Below are 21,331 nucleotides of genomic sequence, written 5' to 3'. Positions count from 1 at the left end.
ACCCAGCCACGTACCACCACGACCCCGTCCGACCCATCCGTCAGCGACGACCTGTCCTGCTCGCGGGTCACCCTGTCCGTACAGCGCGCCGATAACCCCAGTCGACAGAAGACATTCACTCTCAGAGGAGACCGAATGACCAGCCAGCCACCCATCACAACTCCTTCCGTCTCAGGAGCCGAGTCCCTGGCACTGCTACGGGCGCTTGGCAGTCCACTGAAGCCTCGCCTCCTCTCCGAGACGCTCGCGACCTCTGCGCCGACGGTGTCCGTCCACCTCGGCTGCGGGTGCGGCTTCGATCACGACGAGACCCGAGACGCGTTCGGGTGCCCACCTGGCGGCTGCTACTGGACCCGGGCGGGTACCGCTGACGGCCTGCCGTGGCTCGACCTCCACACAGCCCCACGCGAATGGTCCGCCCTCGACCGGGACGCCCCCGGCGACAGGTACCTCGTCTCGGAGCAGTGGTGCGACCAACTTCAGGCCCAGGGCGCGATCCCCGAGCGGCTGTCTACCAAGCGTCGACGCACCGCTATACCAATGAGTCTGTGGCTCACCGGAGTCGTCAGCGCGCACGCCGCGACAGAGCACCTCGCCGACTATCAGGTCGACGCGTGGGCAATGCCGAACCTCACCGCGGTACGGATCACGTGGCACGGCCAGGTCGGGTGGTACGTCGAAACCGACGACTGGCTCGACGCGGAGGGGAACATCGAAACCTCTGCCACCCTTCACGCGCGCTGCTTGTGAAGGGTGGCGGGCCGAGATATAGCCGCAGGTGCTGGCTCCTGATCGCCCGTCGCGTCTCCGACCCGTCCCACCCGTCCGAAACGACCTGTCCTGCTCCGAGGTCACCCTGTCCGTAGAGCCCGCCGATAGCGGACGAGTGATACACAACGACACCGCCATCCAGCCCGGCGAGACCATCCGCGACTACGTGGCTCGCCGAAACGTCACCCTGTGCGCAGCGCAGGGCGTCCCAACGAAACTCCAGGACCCGGTGACGATCGCCCTGATCCGTCGAATCGACAACCCTCTGGGGAGCGCGAAGCGGTCCCGGGGTCGGTCAGTACTCGGCCGCGCGGCCTAACCGCGTCCCAGGCCCTTGGTCACACGCGGTAGACGGGCTCAACGCGACTCGGGTCGAACTTCGGGTAGCCCCGTCGGGTAGCGGGATGCACTACGACTCGTTCCATCACGGCTCCGAGGACGCGTCGGCGCTGGTCGAGGACCCAATCAGCCCACGCAGCCTCGATTCCAGCGCGGTCCTTCGGTACCAGAGTCAGCACGTTCGACGTGCTCCGAGACGTCAATCTCGTCACGTTCGTCGCAACCCGGTCCTCGATGCGTGTACGACGCCTCTCGTACTCTGCGCGCCCGATTAGCCCGTCGTCCTTCTCATTCCCCAGGTCAATCAGACGCTCCCGGTCTGCCCGGATCGCCTCACGAACCTCTTCTGTCGGTACGTCCTCAGGCGGTTCACCAGCAGCGAGATCCAGACCATCTAACCTGTCGAACAGGTACGTGACTACGAGTTCGTCCACGGGTTCGGCCCGTACTGAGATGCCACCGCATTTCGACGATCCTGGCGTTTTGATGCACGCGTACGTCCTGCCGGACTTCTTATCCGCGTGCGAGTTCATCGACCCTCCACACCTGCCACACCGGAGAATTCCGCCGGAGAGCAGATGTTCCGCCGGACGTGAGGTCCGGCGCTCCTCGTCGCCGAACAGGCGCCGCAGCGCCTCTGTCTGCTCCGGGCTAATTATTGCGTCCCACGTGCCCTTAGCGACGATCTCGCCCATCCCGTACCCGCGCGTCCCCGTGCTCCGAGGCGTCCACTCCCGCTGCCCCGACAGGCGGGCCGCCGTCAGGATCTGTCGCAAAGTGCCCGACCGCCAAGTGCCTCCGCGTTGGGTGGGCACTCCCGACTCTGTCAGAGACCGCACCATCGACCTCAGGCTCTCGCCATCGAGCGCCCGCTGCGCTAGTTCGCGGATGACCTCAGCCTGAACTTCGTTGATCGTGCCATCGGCGTTGAAACCGTAAGACAGCATCGAGCCGGACGGTTTGCCTGCCTCCGCGAGTTCTTGATGTTTCCGCTGGATCCGCTCCGCCTTGTGCTCCGACTCGTATCGCGCCCACGCCACGAGCGTCCGGGCGACCGCACGCCCTGCCGGTGTTGACAGGTCGATGTGTCCCGCTTTGACCGAGTGGATGGTTACGCCGGTCTCGTCCGCGAGGTCGATCACGTCCTCTAGTTCGCGCGGCGACCGGTGGAGCCGGTCGGTGTGCCAGACAGCGACGACGTCAACCAGCCGCGCTTCGATGTCCTCTAGCAGTCGCTCGTAGTTCTCACGCCTGGCGCCCGTCCTGTAGGCGGATCTGTCGTCATCCACGTACGCCGGTTCCAGCACCTGCCAGCCCCGCTCGACGGCGAGCAGTCGACAGTCGACTTCCTGCCGCTCCACGCCCAGCCCGGCCCCTTCACGGTCGTCCGAGATACGTACGTAAATCGCTGCCCGCGGCGGTCCTTCCGACTGAGGCTGCCGCTGACGGGCCGCACGACGAGACGCTCGGATCGAGGGCGGCGAGGATAGCGACGGCATACCGGGGAATCTACTACCCACCTATCTATTGGACGGTACTCACGGTCCAGGACTGGCGGGTCTCCAGCTCGGCCCGGGTCCGGGAGTCCTCGCGCAGGAACACCGACAGCGTCCGCAGCAGGCGGCCGAGGTCGCTGCCACCCACGTCTCGCGCGATCCGCAGGGACTCGATGAGGCGGTCGCCCACCGGGTCGCTGAGGCGCTCCTTGAGGCGGTCGAGGCAGTCGTGGAACCGACCGGTGATCCGGTAGTCCTGGGCGAAGGCCTGGAAGGCCGGCCGCAGCTCCTCCGGACCGCGCAGGCCCAGCTGCGACACGGCCTCGGGCAACGACATCCCCGCCCGCACGGCCGAGGTGATGTTGTCCACGGCATCTGGCCAGAGGTCGCGCAGCCGGTTGCGACGGCGACGGGCCCGCATCCGCACGAGGGCGTACGGACCCCATGCGGCCATCACCGCGAAGCAGAAGGCGATCGCGGGGACGCCGACGACGGCATACACGAAGAGGAAGACGAGCAGGAACGCGGCCGAGCACCCGACGAGGAGGGTGCGGGGAGACAGGGTGGGGTAGCCGGCCTGGACCAGGTCGTCACGGAGGCGGCGTACGAGCAGCGGTGGCTCCTGCTGGCGCTCCGGGTCCGCCTCGCGCTCCCAGAAGCTCCACCAGATGCAGAACAGTCCGGTGCCGAAGAGGAGGCCGAGGACGATACCCGTCACGTCGGCCTCTGGGCCAGCAGCGCGGGAAGGTCGTAGCCGGCCCGCTCGAAGCGGTCGCGATGCGGCGGGTAGCCGTCGGCGCGCACGAGCTCGCCACCGCGCTGGACGAAGAGGTCGGCGATCTCCACGACGTCGCCCTCGACCCGGCCGGGGACGGCGGCGATCTCGCGGACCCGCCGCGTGCCGTCACGCTCCAGGGCCGCGTGGATGACGATGTCGATCGAGCCGGCGACGGTCGGTACGACGAACCGGGAGCCGACGTTCTCACCCGCGAGCAGCGGCAGCGTGCACATCTTGGTGATGGCCTCGCGCGCGCTGTTGGCGTGGATCGTGCACATGCCCGGCAGTCCGCTGTTGAGGGCGATGAGCAGGTCGAGGCTCTCGGCCTGACGGACCTCGCCGACGATGACCCGTGAGGGGCGCATGCGCAGCGCCTCTTTGACGAGGCGACGCAGGGGCACCTCGCCGGTGCCTTCGAGGGAGGGCTGGCGGCACTGCATCGATGCGACGTCGCGCAGGGGGATCTTGAGCTCGAAGACCTCTTCGCAGGTCACGACCCGCTCGCGTGCCGGGATGGCCGCGGCCAGACAGTTGAGCATCGTCGTCTTGCCGGCCTGGGTCCCGCCGGCGACGAGGACGTTGAGCCCCGAGGCGACGGCAGCCTCGAGGAAGGTCGCGGCCTGCCGGGTCATCGTGCCGAGCCGGACCAGGTCGTCGAGGTTGTCGGCCTTGACGATGAACTTGCGGACGTTGACGTGCCAGTGCTCGCGGGTGATGTCGGGGATGACGACGTGGAGCCGTGAGCCGTCGGGGAGGACGGCGTCGACGAACGGGCTCGAGAGGTCGACACGGCGTCCGGACGACTTGAGCATCCGCTCGACGAGGTCGCGGACCTCGTCGCTCGTGAGCAGTGTGGTCGTGAGCTCGGGCACGCCACCGCGCGCGATGAACACACGGGTCGGCTCGTTGATCCAGATCTCCTCGACCGTCGGGTCGTCGAAGTACTGCTGGAGCGGCCCGAAGCCGGCGACGGTGTCCCACACCGACTTCTCGGCCTGGGTCACGTCGGTGAGGACGGGCATGCCACCGTGCATCGAGCGCTGGTCGTAGTCGGCGACGGCGTCCCGCACGAGCCGCTGCACCGCCTTGGGGTCGCGAGCGGGGTCGAGCCCCGAGCGACGGATCAGCTCGCGGACCTCGGCCTCGACCGTGCGCACGGCATCCATCCGGGTCCCCTCCCCCTTCGCTGCACGCGCTCACCTCCCCGGGTGGCGCGCTGGTCTCGTGCTCCTCGTGTCGGCGTCCCCGACACCGTCATGCAAGCAGGAACGCCACGACCGACCGCAGAGTTCTCCACAGGCCCCCGAACACATCCCTGACCTGAGGGTAACCAGCGCCGCCCGAGGCCACCACTCGGACGCCGCCCTCACCGCGGCGCCGCAGCACCGACCCTCAGCGACGAGCGGCCCGGACCGCCCTCATGCGCCGCTCGCGGCGTGCCCTCTCGTGGGCCGACCGACGGGCGACCGTGTGCAGGACCAGCACGACGAGCCCGGTGGTGAGCACGCTCGACAGCAGCACCTCGTCCCGCGACAGCCCGTCGACGTTGGGCTGCATCTCGTCCGCCGTCGCCCAGCCGAACAGCACCTCGCTCGTGAGCGCACCCACGCCGAAGCACGCGGCGGTCGCCACCACCACCGCCCGCACCCGGCGTCGCACGCCCTGGCCCACGGCGGCACCCGCGACGACACCGAAGCCGAGCGCGATGGCGGCAAGGACGACCAGCCCCTTCAACCCCAGGTCCCACTCCATCGCGACACTCCCTCTCATCGGTCCCAGCCTGTGCCGTCCCACCACGAAGGCAGCAGGGACCAATGGCCCCATTCTCCTGCGGCACAGCGACTTTCGTGCTGTGTTCGACCCCGAACGGCCCACCGGTCCGCCAGAGAGGGCCATCCGCGTCCCACCCGAACGGGCCACCGACTGGCTAGGTTGGTCGCCATGGGTCGACCAACGGAGGTCACGCGGTCCGGCGACGACGTCGAGCGGACGGGCCCTCCGGACCCCGTCGACCACACGCTTGAGCGCACGCAGGACCACAAGCACGAGCGCACTCCAGAGCAGACCGCGAGCGTCGAGGAGCTCATCGGCGAGTACGACGAGGAGCGCCCCGGCCGTCGCCTCTCCCCCGGCCTCGACCGCGTCCTCACCGCCGTGTGTTTCGCGGTCTCGGTGTTCGTGCTCTACCAGGTGTTCTCGCCGCTGCAGCAGGGCGGCCAGTACTACCTCATCCTCTTCCTCGCCGCCGTCCTGCCACTGGTCTTCGTCTGCTACCGCGCCACGCGGCGACGCAGGGCTCGCGCGACCCAGCGCGACGGCATACCCGACGGAGAACCGAACGCCGAAGGCATCGCGGCGGACGGCAGCCAGGGCGACGACAACCCCGGCGTCCTCGACTGGGTCCTCACGGCGGTCGCGTTCGTCGTCTGTATCTATCCGGTCCAGCCGCTGACCATCGGCGACGGCGGTGGCGGCTTCAACGCCTTCCTCGACCGGCAGGGCTCGCTCGGCACCGTCGACGTCCTCATGGGCACCCTGCTCCTGCTCCTCGTCATCGAGGCGACGCGCCGCACCACCGGCCTCGTCCTGCCGATCGTCTGCGCGGTCTTCCTCGCGTTCGCCTACTACGGCGGGTTCCTGCCGGTCTCGTGGTCGATCAGCCACGCGGGCATGAACTTCGGCGACATCATCAACGGCCTCTACAACGACGCGTCCGGCTTCTTCGGCATCCCGCTCGACGTCGCCGCGACCTACATCGTGCTCTTCACGATCTACGGCGCCGTCCTCGAGGCCACCGGCGCGAGCCGCTTCTTCATCGACGTGTCGTTCGCGGCGTTCCGCAAGAGCTCGTCGGCGCCCGGCCGCACCGTCGCGCTCAGCGGCTTCCTCCTCGGCACCGTCTCGGGCTCGGGCACGGCCACCGCGGTGAGCCTGGGCTCGGTGTCGTGGCCGATCCTCAAGAAGGCCGGCTACCCCCGCGAGGCCGCCGGCGGCATGCTCGCCGCGGCCGGCATCGGCGCGATCCTGTCGCCGCCGACCCTCGGTGCCGCGGCGTTCATCATCGCCGAGTACATCGGCGTCAACTACCTCCAGGTCCTGCTCTGGGCGACGATCCCGACGGTCCTGTACTACCTCGGCATCATCCTCGCCGTCGAGATGGACGCCCGGAAGTTCGGCGCCCGCGAGGTCCACCTCGCCACCCGCAGCGCCCGCCAGCTGCTCCTGCGCTTCGGCTACCACTTCCTGTCGCTGTTCGTCATCGTCGGCTTCCTCGCGCTGGGGATCCCGCCGTTCAAGGCCGTCGTCTACGCCACCGGTGTGGCAGCCCTCTTCGGTCTCGTCGAGCGCGTCGTCTCGGGCCGGGACCCGCTCGACCCGGACGCCGAGCGGCGTCCGCTCCCGGAGGCACTGCGCAGGTATGCCGTGGAGCTCTATCGCGGTCTCGCCATGGGTGTGCGTTCGGTCCTGCCCGTCGCGTCGGTGTGCGCCGCGGCCGGCATCATCACCTCGGTCATCGTCAAGACCGGCATCGGCCAGTCGCTGGCTTCGATGCTCGTCTCGGCGGCGCAGGCGGTCACGAGCAACCCCACGGGCGTGCTCGTCCTCACCGCCGTGTTCGCGGCCGTCTCCATCGCCATCCTCGGCCTCGCCGTACCGGTCACCGCGTCGTTCATCATCGCGTGGGTCGTCATCGGCCCGGCTCTCCAGACGCTCGGCGTGAGCGCACCCGAGACGGCGATGTTCATCTTCTACTACGCCGTCCTCTCCGAGGTGTCGCCGCCAACCGCGCTGGCCGCCGTCGCGGCGTCGGCCCTCACCGGCGGTGACGCGATCAAGACGATGTGGAACGCGTGGAAGTACACGCTCCCCGCGTTCCTCGCGCCGCTCGCGTTCGTCATCACCGACAACGGCTCGCACCTGCTCATGCAGGGCGACGCGCTGTCGATCGTGTGGACGACCGTCGTCTCGATGCTCGCCGTCGCCGCCCTGGCGGTCGTCACGGGCGGCTGGCTCTTCGGCCCGGCCAAGCCCGTCGTGCGTGCGCTCTGCGTGCCCGCCGCCGGGCTCCTGCTCTACCTGCAGCCGTTCTCGATCGGCGCCGGCCTCGTCTTCCTCGCCGCCGCGGTGGCCCTTGCATGGTTGACGAAGGCGGGCGGCCGGCATACACCCACGACTGACGCACGGACCACACCACTGGAGGAAAACGCATGAGCCGCACCAGAGTTCGCACATCCGTCATCGCGCTGGCCGCCACGGCGGTGCTCGCCCTCACGGCGTGCGGCGGCAAGCAGGACCGCACGAGCGACACTGCCGCGAGCGGGGGTTCCGGCGGCGACTCCTGCACCGCGAGCGCCGGCCAGATCACCATCGCGACGGGCAACAGCACCGGCGTCTACTACGCGCTCGGTGGTGGACTCGCGCAGGTCATCAGCACGAACACGGACCTCAAGGCGACGGCTGCCGAGACCGGTGCGTCCGTGCAGAACATCCAGCAGCTCGTCGACAAGAAGTACGACATCGCCTTCTCCCTCGCCGACACCGCCGCCGACGCGGTGACCGGCAAGGGGGCGTTCGAGGGCAAGAAGGCCGACGTCAAGGCGCTCGCCCGCATCTACTCGAACTACACCCAGGTCGTCGTGTCCAAGAAGTCGGGCATCACCAAGGTCGAGGACTTCAGGGGCAAGCGGATCTCCACCGGCTCGCCGAAGTCCGGCACGGAGGTCATCGCCAACCGGCTCATCCAGGCCGCGGGTCTCGACCCCGCTAAGGACGTCAAGGCGCAGCGGCTCGACCTCACCAAGACCGTCGACGGCATGAAGGACGGCAGCATCGACGGGCTGGTGTGGTCCGGCGGCCTGCCCACCGGTGGCATCACCGACCTCATGACGTCGATGGGCGACCAGGTGCAGTTCATCGACATCACTCCCCTGCTGCCCAAGCTCAAGGAGGTCAACCCGGTCTACGCCGAGGACGTCATCCCGTCCGCGACCTACAAGACCGCGGCGGACGCAAAGACGATCGTCGTCCCCAACCTGCTGCTCGTCCGCTCGGACATGAGCGAGGGCAACGCGTGCGCGCTGACCAAGCTCATCTTCGACAAGAAGGCCGACCTCGAGAAGGTCCACCCGGCGGCCAAGGACCTCGACCCGGCGACGGCCAAGGAGGCCGACCCGGTCGAGCTGCACCCGGGGTCGCTGAAGGCGCTGGACGAGCTCGGCTGACCCTGGTCCATGGGCACGGTGTTCGCCCGGCCGGTGGTGCTGCTCCCCCTCGGGGTCGTGGTGCTGCTGGTCGGGCTGCTCACCGCACTCAACGGCGTCGCGTCGGCCCGCTGGGGTGGCGTGCACGACGACGGCACGGCGTGCGGCCCCACGCCCGAGGGCATGTGCCTCGTCCGCGAGGACGTCACGGTCGACGGGCCGCGCTACCAGCGTCGGACCGCCGGCGACCGGTGGGTCCTCCAGCCGTCTGGTGGGCGTCCCGTCCGGGTCGACCTGCCCGACGACGACTCCGACGCCCTCGACGAGTCCGGGGCGACCGACGTCGTCATGCTCTCGCAGCCCGACGGTGACGTCGTCGGCATCGAGACCGACGGCCGCCGGATCGGGACGACCGGCGTCGGCGCCTACGGCGTGCTGCAGCGTGCCGGCCTGGGGATCCTCGGCATGTCCCTCGGTGCCGGGATGGTCCTCGCAGGCGTCCGGATGCGACGTGCGACCGGTTCGTGGGTCGAGCACGAGCCGCTCCAGAGTCACGGCACCGCGGCGTTGGCGCTGCCCGTCGTCGTCGGCTTCGTCGTGTGGATGGCGCCCCGCTTCATCTGGTGAGGTCGGCGCGGTCGGGGGCGGACGGCATACGGAGGAAAGGTTGAGGGTCCGGAGGGACATGTTCCCTCCGGACCCTCAACGTTCCCGCATGGGGAGCAAAAGCTGTGGCGTCAGGCGGTGGCGACCAGGCCGAGGCTCGCCGGGGTGGCGATGCCGGCGTGCTTGGGGACGATGCGCACGGTGTAGCCGAACGCTCCGCTCGTCTTGAGGACGAGCTCGCCGGAGAACTTGTGCCGGCCCTGCTCGTAGCTCTCCTCGAACTGCAGCGGCAGCGTCGTCACGTCGTGCAGCTCGTCACCGCGGTGGTTGGTGCGGCCGTGGGCGACCTGCACCTCGACGTCGGCCGGGTCGAGCCCGTCGAGCGAGACGTAGGCGTTGACGTGCAGCGTCTCGCCGATCTCGGGGCTGTCACCCAGGCCCGAGGACTCGACGTGGTCGACGCTCACCTTGGACCACGCGGCCTTGACCTTCGTCCCGTATGCCGCGAGGTCGCGCGCGCCGGCGTGGTCGTCGTGGCTCATCGCCCAGCCGGAACGGGCCGCGGGGACGTAGAGGCGCTCGGTGTACTCGCGCACCATGCGGCTCGCGCGGACCTTGGGCCCGAGCGTGGAGACGGTGTGCATGACCATCGCCAGCCAGTTCTGCGGGAGCTTGTCCTCGTCGACGTCGTAGAAGCGCGGGGCGACCTGGTTCTCGATGAGGTCGTAGAGCGCGTTGGCCTCGATGTCGTCGCGACGCTCGGGGTCCTCGACGCCGTCGGCGGTGGGGATGGCCCAGCCGTTGTTGCCGTCGAACCACTCGTCCCACCAGCCGTCGAGGATGGAGAGGTTGAGCGCGCCGTTGAGGGCGGCCTTCATGCCGGAGGTGCCCGACGCCTCGAAGGGCCGCAGCGGGTTGTTGAGCCAGACGTCGCATCCCGGGTAGAGGTGCTGGGCCATGGCGATGTCGTAGTTCGGGAGGAACGCGATGCGGTGGCGCACCTCGGGGTCGTCCGTGAACTTGATCATCTGCTGGATGAGCTGCTTGCCCGTCTCGTCGGCCGGGTGCGACTTGCCGGCGATGACGATCTGTATCGGGCGCTCGGGGTCGAGCAGCAGCTTCTTGAGGCGCGCGGGGTCACGCAGCATGAGCGTGAGCCGCTTGTAGGTCGGCACCCGGCGGGCGAACCCGATGGTGAGGATGTCGGGGTCGAGGATCTGGTCGGTCCAGCCGAGCTCGGCCGACGAGGCGCCGCGCTTGATCCACGAGGCGCGCATGCGGGCCCGGGCTTCCTGCACGAGCTGCTCGCGCAGCTCACGCTTGGTCGCCCAGACCTCGTCGCGGGGCAGGTCGGCCATGGCCTTCCACGAGTCGGTGCTGTCGAGGACCGTGGTGTCGATGTTGACCGTGTCGGAGTGGCGGTCGGCCAGCTCGTAGACCTTGCGGTCGACCCAGGTCGGGCCGTGGACACCGTTGGTGATGCTCGTGATCGGCACCTCGTCGGCGTCGAAGCCCGGCCAGAGGCCGTCGAACATGTCGCGGCTCACGACGCCGTGGAGCTTGGAGACGCCGTTGGCGCGCTGCGCGATGCGCAGCCCGAGGACGGCCATGTTGAACACGGACGCGTCGCCGCCGTCGTAGGTCTCGGCGCCGAGCGCGAGGAGCCGGTCCAGCGGCACACCGGCCGGGGCGAGGTCGCCGCCGAAGTAGATCTCGATGAGGCGGCGCTCGAAGCGGTCGATGCCCGCGGGCACCGGCGTGTGCGTCGTGAACACGGTGGCGGCGCGGACGGCCTCGAGGGCCTCGTCGAAGGAGAGCCCGGCGCTGGTGACGAGCTCGCTGATCCGCTCGACTGCGAGGAAGCCGGCGTGGCCCTCGTTGGAGTGGTAGACGTCGGGCGTGGGGGCGCCGGTGAGGCGCGACCACAGGCGCAGGGCCCGCACGCCACCGATGCCGAGCAGCATCTCCTGCTGGAGCCGCTGCTCGCCGCCGCCGCCGTAGAGGCGCTCGGTCACGGCGCGCGCGGCGTCGTCGTTGCCGGTGACGTCGGAGTCGAGGAGCAGGAGCGGGACGCGGCCGACCTGGGCACGCCACACCTGGGCACGCAGCTCGCGGCCGCCCGGCAGGTGCAGGACGATCGTGCACGGGGTGCCGTCCTCCTCGCGCAGGAGCGACAGCGGCAGACCGTCGGGGTCGAGGACGGGGTAGTCCTCCTGCTGCCAGCCGTCGCGGTTGAAGCTCTGGCGGAAGTAGCCGGTCTTGTAGAACAGTCCGACGCCGACGATCGGCACACCGATGTCGGAGGCCGACTTGAGGTGGTCGCCGGCGAGGATGCCGAGCCCGCCGGAGTACTGCGGGAGCGCGGCGGCGATGCCGTACTCGGGGCTGAAGTAGGCGATGGCCGACGGCGCGCCGGCATCACCCTGCTCGGCCGACCACTGCTGGTACCAGCGGTCGTCGCTGAGGTAGCGGTCGAGGCCCTGCTTGGCCTCCTCGACCCGCGCGACGAAGGCGTCGTCGGCCGCGAGCGCGTCGAGCTCCTCGACCGTCGTCGCGGACAGCAGCGCCACCGGGTCGGCCCCGACGGAGGCCCACCTCTCGGGGTTGATGCTCTCGAAGAGGTCGCGCAGCGGCGGGTGCCAGCTCCAGCGCAGGTTCATCGCCAGGTCGCCGAGGGGGGCGATGCGGGCGGGGAGGACGGGGCGGACGCTGAAGCGACGGATGGCCTTCACGAGGGTGCATCCTAGGGTCACGCACCGGCGTGGCGGAAACGTTTCCGCCCACCTGTCTCCGACCGTGTCCACAACTCGTGCCCGAGGGCGCCGGGACGATAGCGTCGGCGTGTGACCGCAACGCCGCTGAGCACTCCTCCCCAGTCCCCCATCGGCCGCATCCCCGTCCTCGACGTGGCACCCCTCGTCGACGCAGGCTCCCGACCCACGAAGTCCGTGGTGGGAGAGCAGTTCCTCGTCACGGCGACGGTCCTGCGCGAGGGCCACGACGCCGTCGGAGCCTCGGTCGTCCTCACCGACCCGGACGGCGTCGACCACCTCTCGCCGATGGTCTGCACCAACCCCGGTCTCAACGAGTGGGAGGCCGTCGTCTCCGCGGATCGTCCCGGCATGTGGACATTCCGCGTCGAGGGATGGTCGGACCCGTTCGGCACCTGGGAGCACGACGCGACCATCAAGATCCAGGCCGACGTCGACACCGACCTCATGCTCGCCGAGGGCGCGCTGCTCCTCGAGCGGGCCGCCGAGAGCGAGGGCCGGACCGCCGAGGGGCGCGAGGTCGTCCTCACCGGGCTCACCGCGCTCACCGACGACACCCGCCCGCCACAGGTACGGCTCTCGGCCGTGACCCACGGACCGGTCCACGAGGAGCTCACCGGCACCCCGGTGCGCGACATGCTGAGCGCGAGCACGGCATACCCGCTGCTCGTCGAGCGCGAGCTCGCACTGACCGGCGCCTGGTACGAGTTCTTCCCCCGCAGCGAGGGCGCGGTCTACGACGAGGAGACGCACCGCTGGCGCTCGGGCACGCTGCGCACGGCGGCGAAGCGGCTCACCGCCGTTGCCGGCATGGGCTTCGACGTCATCTACATCACCCCGATCCACCCGATCGGCTCGGCGGCCAAGAAGGGTCCCAACAACACGCTCGACGCCGGGCCCGACGACCCCGGCGTGCCCTACGCCATCGGCTCCCCCGACGGCGGGCACGACGCCATCCACCCCGACCTCGGCACGTTCGAGGACTTCGACTTCTTCGTCGCCGAGGCCCGCCGCCTCGGGCTCGAGGTCGCGATGGACATCGCGCTCCAGTGCTCGCCCGACCACCCGTGGGTCACCGAGCACCCGGAGTGGTTCACCACCCGCGCCGACGGCACGATCGCGTTCGCCGAGAACCCGCCGAAGAAATACCAGGACATCTACCCGCTGAGCTTCGACAACGACCCGGCCGGCGCCTACGCCGAGATGCGCCGGGTGATCCAGGTCTGGATCGACCACGGCGTCACGCTGTTCCGCGTCGACAACCCGCACACCAAGCCGGTCGAGTTCTGGCAGTGGCTCATCCAGGACGTCGCCCACGACCACCCCGAGATCATCTGGCTCAGCGAGGCGTTCACGAAGCCGGCGATGATGCGCTCGCTCGCCAAGGTCGGCTTCCAGCAGAGCTACACCTACTACGCCTGGCGCAACACCAAGCCCGAGCTCCAGGAGTACGTCGAGGAGCTCGCCACCGAGACGGCGCACTACATGCGGCCCAGCTTCTGGCCGACGACGCACGACATCCTCACGCCCTACATGCAGTTCGGCGGGCCGGCCGCGTGGAAGCTGCGCGCGGCGCTGGCCGGCACGCTTGTGCCGACCTACGGCATCTACGCCGGCTACGAGCTCATGGAGAACGTCGCCCGGCCCGGCGTCGAGGAGCAGATCGACAACGAGAAGTACCAGTACAAGAACCGGCACTGGGAGGACTACGAGCCCGGCGGCGCCAAGGAGGGCCAGTCGCTCGCGTGGTACCTCCGCCGGCTCAACGAGATCCGGCGGGCGCACCCGGCCCTGCACTGGCTGCGCAACATCACGTTCCACCACGTCGACGACGAGAACATCATGGCGTTCAGCAAGCGACGGGTCGTGCCGGCCGACGAGGAGAGAGGCACCCCGGAACACGAGGACGTCGTCATCGTCATCGCCAACCTCGACCCGCACAGCACCCGCTGGAGCCGCGTCGTCTTCGACATGCCCTCCCTCGGGCTCCACCCCGACGAGGGCTTCCGCGCGCACGACCTCATCACCGACCAGTGGTGGGACTTCGTGCGCGAGACGATGGTCCACCTCGGGCCGGACCACGAGCCGGTCCACATCATCGAGCTGAAGAGGTACTGAGAAACGTGACGGCGACGCAAGGACTCGGACTCCACCAGCCGGGGCTCAAGCACGACCCCGAGTGGTTCAAGACGGCTGTCTTCTACGAGGTCCTCGTCCGGGCGTTCGGTGACTCGAACGGCTCCGGCGCCGGCGACTTCCAAGGCGTCATCAACCGGCTCGACTACCTCCAGTGGCTCGGCGTCGACTGCCTCTGGCTGCCGCCGTTCTACGCCAGCCCGCTGCGCGACGGCGGCTACGACATCGCCGACTACACGCAGGTCCTGCCCGAGTTCGGCACGCTGCCGGAGTTCCAGCAGCTCATCACCGAGGCACACGCCCGCGGCATCCGGATCATCACCGACTTCGTCATGAACCACACGAGCGACCAGCACCCGTGGTTCCAGGCCTCGCGCAGCGACCCCGAGGGGCCCTACGGCGACTTCTACGTGTGGTCCGACACCGACGACAAGTACACCGACGCCCGCATCATCTTCATCGACACCGAGACGTCGAACTGGACCTTCGACCCGATCCGGCGGCAGTTCTTCTGGCACCGCTTCTTCGGGCACCAGCCGGACCTCAACTTCGAGAACCCGGCCGTCCACGACGCGATGTTCGAGGTCGTCCGCTTCTGGATGGACATGGGCATCGACGGCTTCCGGCTCGACGCCGTGCCCTACCTCTACGAGGAGGAGGGGCACAACGGCGAGAACCACCCGAAGACCCACGAGTTCCTCGCCAAGCTCCGCCGCATGGTCGACGAGGAGTACCCCGGCCGGATCCTGCTCGCCGAGGCCAACCAGCCCCCGGCCGACGTCGTCGACTACTTCGGCACCGAGGACGACCCCGAGTGCCAGATGTGCTTCCACTTCCCGGTCATGCCGATGCTCTACTACTCGCTGCGCGAGCAGCGGGCGCAGCCGATCATCGACGTGCTCGCCGAGACGCCGCCGATCCCGGCCGGCACCCAGTGGGGCACCTTCCTGCGCAACCACGACGAGCTCACCCTCGAGATGGTGACCCCGGAGCAGCGCGCCGCGATGTACGGCTGGTACGCCCCCGACCCACGCATGCGCGCCAACGTCGGCATCCGACGCCGGCTCGCTCCCCTGCTCGACAACAGCCGCCCCGAGATCGAGCTCATCCACGCGCTCGTGCTCTCGCTGCCCGGCTCGCCGTGCCTGTACTACGGCGACGAGATCGGCATGGGCGACAACATCTGGCTCAACGACCGCGACGCCGTCCGCACCCCGATGCAGTGGACGCCCGACCGCAACTCGGGCTTCTCCGCGGCCGACCCGGGCAAGCTCTACCTGCCCGTCATCAGCTCGCTCGTCTACCACTACAACGGCGTCAACGTCGAGGCCCAGATGGCCACGGGCCACTCGCTGCTGCACTGGATCCGCGGCATGCTCGGCGTCCGCCGGCTCCACCCCGCCTTCGGCCTCGGCGACTTCACCATCTCCCCCACCGACAACGAGTCGATCCTCGCCTTCACCCGCTCGTGGGGCGGCGACCGCGACCACCCGGGCGAGACGGTGCTCTGCATCAACAACCTCTCGGACAAGCCGCAGGCCGCGACGATCCAGCTCCCGCAGGAGATGGGCGAGAAGGAGCTGTTCGACCTCTTCGGTGGCGCGAACTTCCCCTGGATCGCCGCCGACGGCCGCGTGACGATCACGATGGGCAGCCGCGACTTCTTCTGGCTCCGCGTCGGTCAGGAGAGCCGTTCGGAGGCGCAGGGCCGTGGCTGAGATCCACAAGGGAGCCACGATCACGCCGACCAAGGTGGAGCTCGTCGCGTCGTGGATGGGCTCACAGCGCTGGTATGCCGCCAAGGGCACGTCCCCGGTCGTCCGTCGCCTCGCGTCGTGGAGACTCGGCGACCCGGCCGGCGAGGTCGGCGTCGAGGTGCTCGTCGTCTCGGACTCGTCGGGACCCGTGCCGGTCGTCTACCAGGTGCCGCTCACCTACCGCGGCGCCCCGCTCGAGGGTGCCGAGCACGCGCTCGTCGGGACGATGGAGCACTCGGTCCTCGGACCCCGCTGGGTCTACGACGCGCCGCACGACCCGGTGTATGCCGCACAGCTCCTCGAGCTCGTCCAGGGCCGGGTGCGTGCCGAGTCGTCGGCCGCCAGCGACGCGACCGACGACACGGTCGTCGCGACTCCCGGCGCCGCGTGGTCACGCGAGGTGCGGGTCGTGGGCTCGCGCGTGCTGTCGGGCGAGCAGTCCAACACATCGGTCATCCTCGACTGCGAGGACACCTCCGGCGCGCCCGTGCCGGTCATCGTCAAGGTCTTCCGCATGCTCTCGACCGGCGCAAACCCCGACGTCGTCCTCCAGTCGGCCCTGCGCGAGGCCGGGTGCATCCGCGTTCCCGCCGTCGTCGGCTCCGTCGCCGGGCAGTGGCCCGAGCCCGACGCCTCGAGTGAGCCGTCCGCGGAGGGTGAGCACACGGCATACGGGCACTTCGCCTTCGCGCAGGAGTTCCTGCCGGGCGTCGAGGACGCGTGGCGCGTCGCCTCCGCGGCGGTGCGCGCGGGCGAGGACTTCAGCGGTCCCGCCCGCGCCCTCGGCGAGGCGACGGCCGAGGTCCATGCGACGCTCGCCGAGGCGCTCGGCGCCACGCCGACGAGCCCCGAGGTCGTCCGCGAGATCCTCGACGGGATGCGAGCCCGCTACGCCGCTGCTGCTGCCGAGGTCGGTGCGCTGCACGACCACGAGGACGCCGTGTCGGCGATCCTCGACGCCGCCGAGAACGCGGACTGGCCTGCGCTGCAACGTATCCACGGTGACTACCACCTCGGTCAGGTGCTCCACACGCCAGACGGCGGCTGGGTCCTGCTCGACTTCGAGGGCGAGCCGCTGCGGCCGCTCTCCGAGCGCAACCAGCCCGACCAGTGGATCCGCGACATCGCAGGCATGCTGCGCAGCTTCGACTACGCCGGCGGCGCCGTCGAGCACTCCACCGGGGGCTCCGCCCGCGACTGGGTGGCGAACTCGCAGCGGGCGTTCCTCGACGGCTACGCCGCCACCGCCGGTGAGGACCCCCGCAGCAGGGGCGCGCTCCTCGCCGCGTTCGAGCTCGACAAGGCGATGTACGAAGTCGTCTACGAAGTCCGCAACCGACCGTCGTGGGTCGACATCCCGCTCGCCGCCGTCGAGCGGCTGGCCTCGGGGTTCGAGCACCTCTCGACCACCGCAACCGCACCCCAGGAGGACACCCCGTGACCCCGACCCCCGCCCACGAAGTCAGCGGTGCGATCAACGCCCTCATCCACGGGCGGCACCAGCAGCCGCACGACCTGCTCGGACAGCACCTCGAGGCCGACGGGCTGCGCGTGCGCGCGATGCGCCCGATGGCCGCGTCGGTGCGCGTGCGGTTCGCCGACGGCGAGGTGCTCCCCCTCGAGCACGAGGCCGAGGGCGTCTGGACCGCTGTGCGCCGCGGCACGACCGAGACCATGGACTACCGCCTGCTCGTGGACTGGGGCGACGGCTACGAGCACGTCCAGGACGACCCCTACCGGTTCGCGCCCACCCTCGGCGAGATCGACCTGCACCTCGTCGGCGAGGGCCGGCACGAGCAGCTCTGGACCGTCCTCGGTGCACGCGTGCACGAGTACCCCGGTCCCCTCGGGACCGTGCGCGGCACGTCGTTCGCCGTGTGGGCCCCGCGCGCCAAGGCGGTGCGCGTCGTCGGCGACTTCAACGGCTGGGACGGCCACGTCCACCCGATGCGGCTCATCGGCGCCAGCGGCGTGTGGGAGCTGTTCATCCCCGACGTCACCGAGGGCGCGGTCTACAAGTACGAGATCCGCGGCGCCGACGACATCGTGCGCACCAAGGCCGACCCGATGGCGCGGCGCACCGAGGTGCCGCCGCGCACCGGCTCGGTCGTCGACGAGACCCGGCACGCGTGGTCGGACTCGTCGTGGATGGACGCCCGCGCGAAGACCAACCCGCACAGCGGCCCGATGAGCGTCTACGAGGTGCACCTCGGCTCCTGGCGGCAGGGCCTGACCTACCGCGAGCTCGCCGAGCACCTCGTCAACTACGTCACCGACCTCGGGTTCACCCACGTCGAGTTCCTCCCCGTGATGGAGCACCCCTACGGGCCGTCGTGGGGCTACCAGGTCACCGGCTACTACGCCCCGACGTCCAGGTTCGGGACGCCCGACGAGTTCAAGTACCTCGTCGACGCCCTGCACCAGGCCGGCATCGGCGTCATCCTCGACTGGGTGCCCGGCCACTTCCCGCGCGACGAGTGGGCCCTGGCCCGCTTCGACGGGCTGCCGCTCTACGAGCACCCGGACCCCCGGCGCGGCGACCAGCCCGACTGGGGCACGCACATCTTCGACTTCGGCCGGCTCGAGGTCCGCAACTTCCTCGTCGCCAACGCGCTCTACTGGCTCGAGGAGTTCCACATCGACGGGCTGCGCGTCGACGCCGTCGCATCGATGCTCTACCTCGACTACTCGCGCAAGGACGGCGAGTGGCTGCCCAACGTCCACGGCGGGCGCGAGCACCTCGAGGCCATCGGCCTGCTCCAGGAGACCAACGCCACGGCATACAAGCGGGTCCCCGGCATCGTGACGATCGCCGAGGAGTCGACGTCGTGGCCCGGCGTCACCAAGGCGACGAGCGAGGGCGGGCTCGGCTTCGGGCTGAAGTGGAACATGGGGTGGATGAACGACTCGCTGCGCTACCTCGGCGAGAACCCCTACAACCGTCAGCACCACCACGGGCTGCTGACGTTCGCGCTCATGTACGCGTTCAGCGAGAACTACGTCCTGCCGATCAGCCATGACGAGGTGGTCCACGGCAAGGGATCGCTGGTCAACAAGGCGCCGGGCAACCGCACCGACCAGCTCGCCACCGTGCGAGCCTTCCTCGCCTACATGTGGGCGCACCCCGGCAAGACGCTGCTCTTCATGGGGTGCGAGTTCGCCCAGCCGAGCGAGTGGGCCGACGGGAAGTCGCTCGACTGGTGGCTCCTCGACCAGCCGGCGCACTACCGCGTGCACAACCTCGTCAAGGAGCTCAACCGGGTCTACCGCGAGCACCCGGCGCTGTGGGCGCTCGACAGCCAGCCCGCGGGGTTCGAGTGGCTCGACGCCGACGACAACACCGGCAACACCTACTCGTTCGTGCGCTTCTCGGAGCCGTCGCGCCAGGGCGGCGACGTCGTGGCGTGCGTCGTGAACTTCGGTGGGGACTCCAAGGAGTGGCTGCGCGTCGGGGTGCCCTCGGGTGGGCAGTGGCGGGTCGTGCTCGACACGAGCGGCTACGACCAGCACGGCACGCCGAGCCAGGCCGACCTCGTCCTCAACGCCGTCGAGGAGCCCTGGAACAACCAGCCCTTCCACGTCACCGTGCGGCTGGCCGGCCTCACCGCCATCTATCTCGCACCGGTCGTCGCCGGCGAGGCGCCCCAGGCCGCGGACGCCCAGGAGGACACCGGACCGGTCGACACCGCACCACCGGTCACGGAGACGCCGCCCGTCGAGGCGCCGGAGCCGGCCGCGGTGGACCCGGCGGTGGCGAGGCCGGTCACCGGCACCACGAGCTCCACTCCCAAGGAGGACGAACGATGAGTGACTCCCGCGCCGGACAGCCGGCCCAGCCCTCCGACCTTGTCGACGTGCCGCACCTCGTCACGTCGTACTACGCGCTCAGGCCCGACCCCGACGACATCGACCAGCAGGTCGCGTTCGGGACGTCGGGCCACCGCGGGTCCTCGCTCAACACGGCGTTCAACGAGGACCACATCCTCGCGACGACGCAGGCGATCGTGGACTACCGGCGCGAGCAGGGCTTCGACGGACCGCTCTTCCTCGGCCGCGACACCCATGGCCTCTCGGAGCCGGCGTGGGTCTCGGCACTCGAGGTGCTCGGCGCCAACGACGTCACCGTGCTCGTCGACTCGGCCGACCGCTACACCCCCACCCCGGCCGTGTCGCACGCGATCCTCGTCGCCAACCGCGGTAAGGTCACCGGAGTCGACGGTATGCCGTCCGGTGCCGGTCTCGCGGACGGCATCGTCGTCACGCCGTCGCACAACCCGCCGAGCGACGGTGGCTTCAAGTACAACCCGCCGCACGGCGGGCCAGCCGACTCCGACGCCACCAAGGTCATCGCCGCCCGCGCCAACGAGCTGATCAAGAGCGGGCTCAAGGACGTCAAGCGCATCCCGTTCTCGCGAGCCCGTGCCGGCGCGACGGCATACGACTTCATGGGGACCTACGTCGACGACCTGCCCTCGGTCGTCGACATCGCGCGGATCAAGGACGCGGGCATCCGGATCGGCGCCGACCCCCTCGGTGGCGCGGCCGTCGACTACTGGGGCGCGATCGCCGACCGTCACGGCCTCGACCTCACGGTGGTCAACCCGCTCGTCGACGCGACGTGGCGCTTCATGACGCTCGACTGGGACGGCAAGATCCGCATGGACTGTTCCTCCCCCAGCGCGATGGCCTCGCTCATCACTCGCAAGGACGAGTACGACATCGCCACCGGCAACGACGCGGACTCGGACCGGCACGGCATCGTCACGCCCGACGCCGGGCTGATGAACCCCAACCACTACCTCGCCGTCGCGATCCAGTACCTCTACGGCGGCGCGCGGCCGCAGTGGCGCGACGACGGGTTCATCGGCAAGACGCTCGTGTCGAGCTCGATGATCGACCGCGTCGCCGAGGACCTCGGCCGGCGCCTCGTCGAGGTGCCGGTCGGGTTCAAGTGGTTCGTGCCGGGCCTGCTCGACGGTTCCGGCCCGTTCGGTGGCGAGGAGTCGGCGGGTGCGTCGTTCCTGCGCATGGACGGGTCGGTGTGGACGACCGACAAGGACGGCATCATCCTCGCGCTGCTCGCCTCCGAGATCCTCGCCGCGACCGGCAAGAGCCCGAGCGAGCACTACGCCGAACTGACCGCGAAGCACGGCACGCCGGCATACGCCCGTATCGACGCCCCTGCGAACCGCGAGCAGAAGGCGAAGCTTGGCGCCCTCACTCCAGACGCCGTCGCAGCCGAAAGCCTTGCGGGAGAGGCCATCACGGCCAAGCTCACCGAGGCACCCGGCAACGGCGCGGCCATCGGCGGGCTCAAGGTCGTCACCGAGTCGGCCTGGTTCGCCGCCCGACCGAGCGGCACCGAGGACGTCTACAAGATCTACGCCGAGAGCTTCAAGGGCGAGGAGCATCTCGCCCAGGTGCAGGCCGAGGCCAAGGAGGTCGTCGGCGCCGCCCTCGGCACCTGACCCTCACC

The 21,331-nt window shown here is 69.8% G+C and carries 14 protein-coding genes; 9 read left to right on the top strand and 5 right to left on the bottom strand.

Going from position 1 to position 21,331, the window contains the following annotated elements; translation table 11 throughout:
* Positions 1-135: 135 nt before the first annotated feature.
* Complete coding sequence (locus ACSQ11_RS11210; RefSeq protein WP_436005372.1) at positions 136-750, top strand: hypothetical protein; 615 nt, start codon at positions 136-138, stop codon at positions 748-750.
* Between the two features lie 359 nt (positions 751-1,109).
* Here ACSQ11_RS11210 and ACSQ11_RS11205 read toward each other — a convergent pair whose 3' ends face one another.
* The 4 genes from ACSQ11_RS11205 to ACSQ11_RS11190 form a co-directional block, all read right to left on the bottom strand.
* Positions 1,110-2,609, bottom strand: a complete 1,500-nt coding sequence (locus ACSQ11_RS11205; RefSeq protein WP_436005370.1) for a recombinase family protein — start codon at positions 2,607-2,609, stop codon at positions 1,110-1,112.
* A 25-nt stretch (positions 2,610-2,634) separates the two neighbouring features.
* A complete protein-coding gene (locus ACSQ11_RS11200; RefSeq protein ID WP_436005368.1) occupies positions 2,635-3,324 on the bottom strand; it encodes a type II secretion system F family protein in 690 nt (229 codons plus the stop codon).
* A complete protein-coding gene (locus ACSQ11_RS11195) occupies positions 3,321-4,550 on the bottom strand; it encodes a CpaF family protein (RefSeq protein WP_436005366.1) in 1,230 nt (409 codons plus the stop codon). Before ACSQ11_RS11195 ends, ACSQ11_RS11200 begins: the two co-directional genes overlap by 4 nt.
* 226 nt (positions 4,551-4,776) lie before the next feature.
* Positions 4,777-5,154 (bottom strand): hypothetical protein, encoded by a 378-nt coding sequence (locus tag ACSQ11_RS11190; RefSeq protein WP_436005364.1) that lies wholly within the window; start codon positions 5,152-5,154, stop codon positions 4,777-4,779.
* Positions 5,155-5,325: 171 nt separating this feature from the next.
* On the opposite strand from ACSQ11_RS11190, the gene ACSQ11_RS11185 reads away from it, so the two are divergent.
* The 3 genes from ACSQ11_RS11185 to ACSQ11_RS11175 are packed head-to-tail and all read left to right on the top strand — an operon-like array spanning position 5,326 to position 9,212.
* A complete protein-coding gene (locus ACSQ11_RS11185) occupies positions 5,326-7,596 on the top strand; it encodes a TRAP transporter permease (RefSeq protein WP_436005362.1) in 2,271 nt (756 codons plus the stop codon).
* Positions 7,593-8,606 (top strand): TAXI family TRAP transporter solute-binding subunit, encoded by a 1,014-nt coding sequence (locus tag ACSQ11_RS11180; protein ID WP_436005360.1) that lies wholly within the window; start codon positions 7,593-7,595, stop codon positions 8,604-8,606. Before ACSQ11_RS11185 ends, ACSQ11_RS11180 begins: the two co-directional genes overlap by 4 nt.
* 9 nt (positions 8,607-8,615) lie before the next feature.
* Positions 8,616-9,212: a hypothetical protein gene (locus tag ACSQ11_RS11175; protein ID WP_436005358.1), complete on the top strand. Its 597-nt coding sequence runs from the start codon at positions 8,616-8,618 to the stop codon at positions 9,210-9,212.
* A gap of 110 nt (positions 9,213-9,322) precedes the next feature.
* Here the strand turns inward: ACSQ11_RS11175 and glgP are convergent, their stop codons facing one another.
* Positions 9,323-11,923, bottom strand: a complete 2,601-nt coding sequence (gene glgP / locus ACSQ11_RS11170) for an alpha-glucan family phosphorylase (RefSeq protein WP_436005356.1) — start codon at positions 11,921-11,923, stop codon at positions 9,323-9,325.
* A 111-nt stretch (positions 11,924-12,034) separates the two neighbouring features.
* Between glgP and ACSQ11_RS11165 the strand changes: the two genes are divergently transcribed.
* From ACSQ11_RS11165 to pgm, 5 genes are read left to right on the top strand one after another with little or no spacing between them, the layout of a single operon-like run.
* Positions 12,035-14,080: an alpha-1,4-glucan--maltose-1-phosphate maltosyltransferase gene (locus tag ACSQ11_RS11165; protein ID WP_436005354.1), complete on the top strand. Its 2,046-nt coding sequence runs from the start codon at positions 12,035-12,037 to the stop codon at positions 14,078-14,080.
* Positions 14,081-14,085: 5 nt separating this feature from the next.
* Positions 14,086-15,816 carry a maltose alpha-D-glucosyltransferase gene (gene treS, locus ACSQ11_RS11160; RefSeq protein ID WP_436005352.1) on the top strand — a complete coding sequence of 577 codons (1,731 nt, stop codon included), beginning with the start codon at positions 14,086-14,088 and terminating at the stop codon, positions 15,814-15,816.
* Entirely contained in the window at positions 15,809-17,296 is a 1,488-nt protein-coding gene (locus ACSQ11_RS11155; protein WP_436005350.1) for a maltokinase N-terminal cap-like domain-containing protein, read from the top strand. The genes treS and ACSQ11_RS11155 overlap by 8 nt, the downstream gene beginning before the upstream one ends.
* On the top strand, positions 17,293-19,662 hold the full coding sequence (gene glgB / locus ACSQ11_RS11150; RefSeq protein ID WP_436005348.1) for a 1,4-alpha-glucan branching protein GlgB: 2,370 nt from the start codon (positions 17,293-17,295) through the stop codon (positions 19,660-19,662). The genes ACSQ11_RS11155 and glgB overlap by 4 nt, the downstream gene beginning before the upstream one ends.
* Complete coding sequence (gene pgm / locus ACSQ11_RS11145) at positions 19,659-21,323, top strand: phosphoglucomutase (alpha-D-glucose-1,6-bisphosphate-dependent) (protein WP_436005346.1); 1,665 nt, start codon at positions 19,659-19,661, stop codon at positions 21,321-21,323. Before glgB ends, pgm begins: the two co-directional genes overlap by 4 nt.
* Positions 21,324-21,331 lie beyond the last annotated feature (8 nt).

Origin of the sequence: Knoellia sp. LjRoot47, assembly GCF_964253435.1 — a bacterium.
In the GTDB taxonomy this organism is placed as follows: Bacteria; Actinomycetota; Actinomycetes; order Actinomycetales; family Dermatophilaceae; genus Knoellia.
The sequence above is the reverse complement of the archived record's forward strand: the minus strand, read 5'-3'. Positions and strand labels throughout refer to the sequence as shown.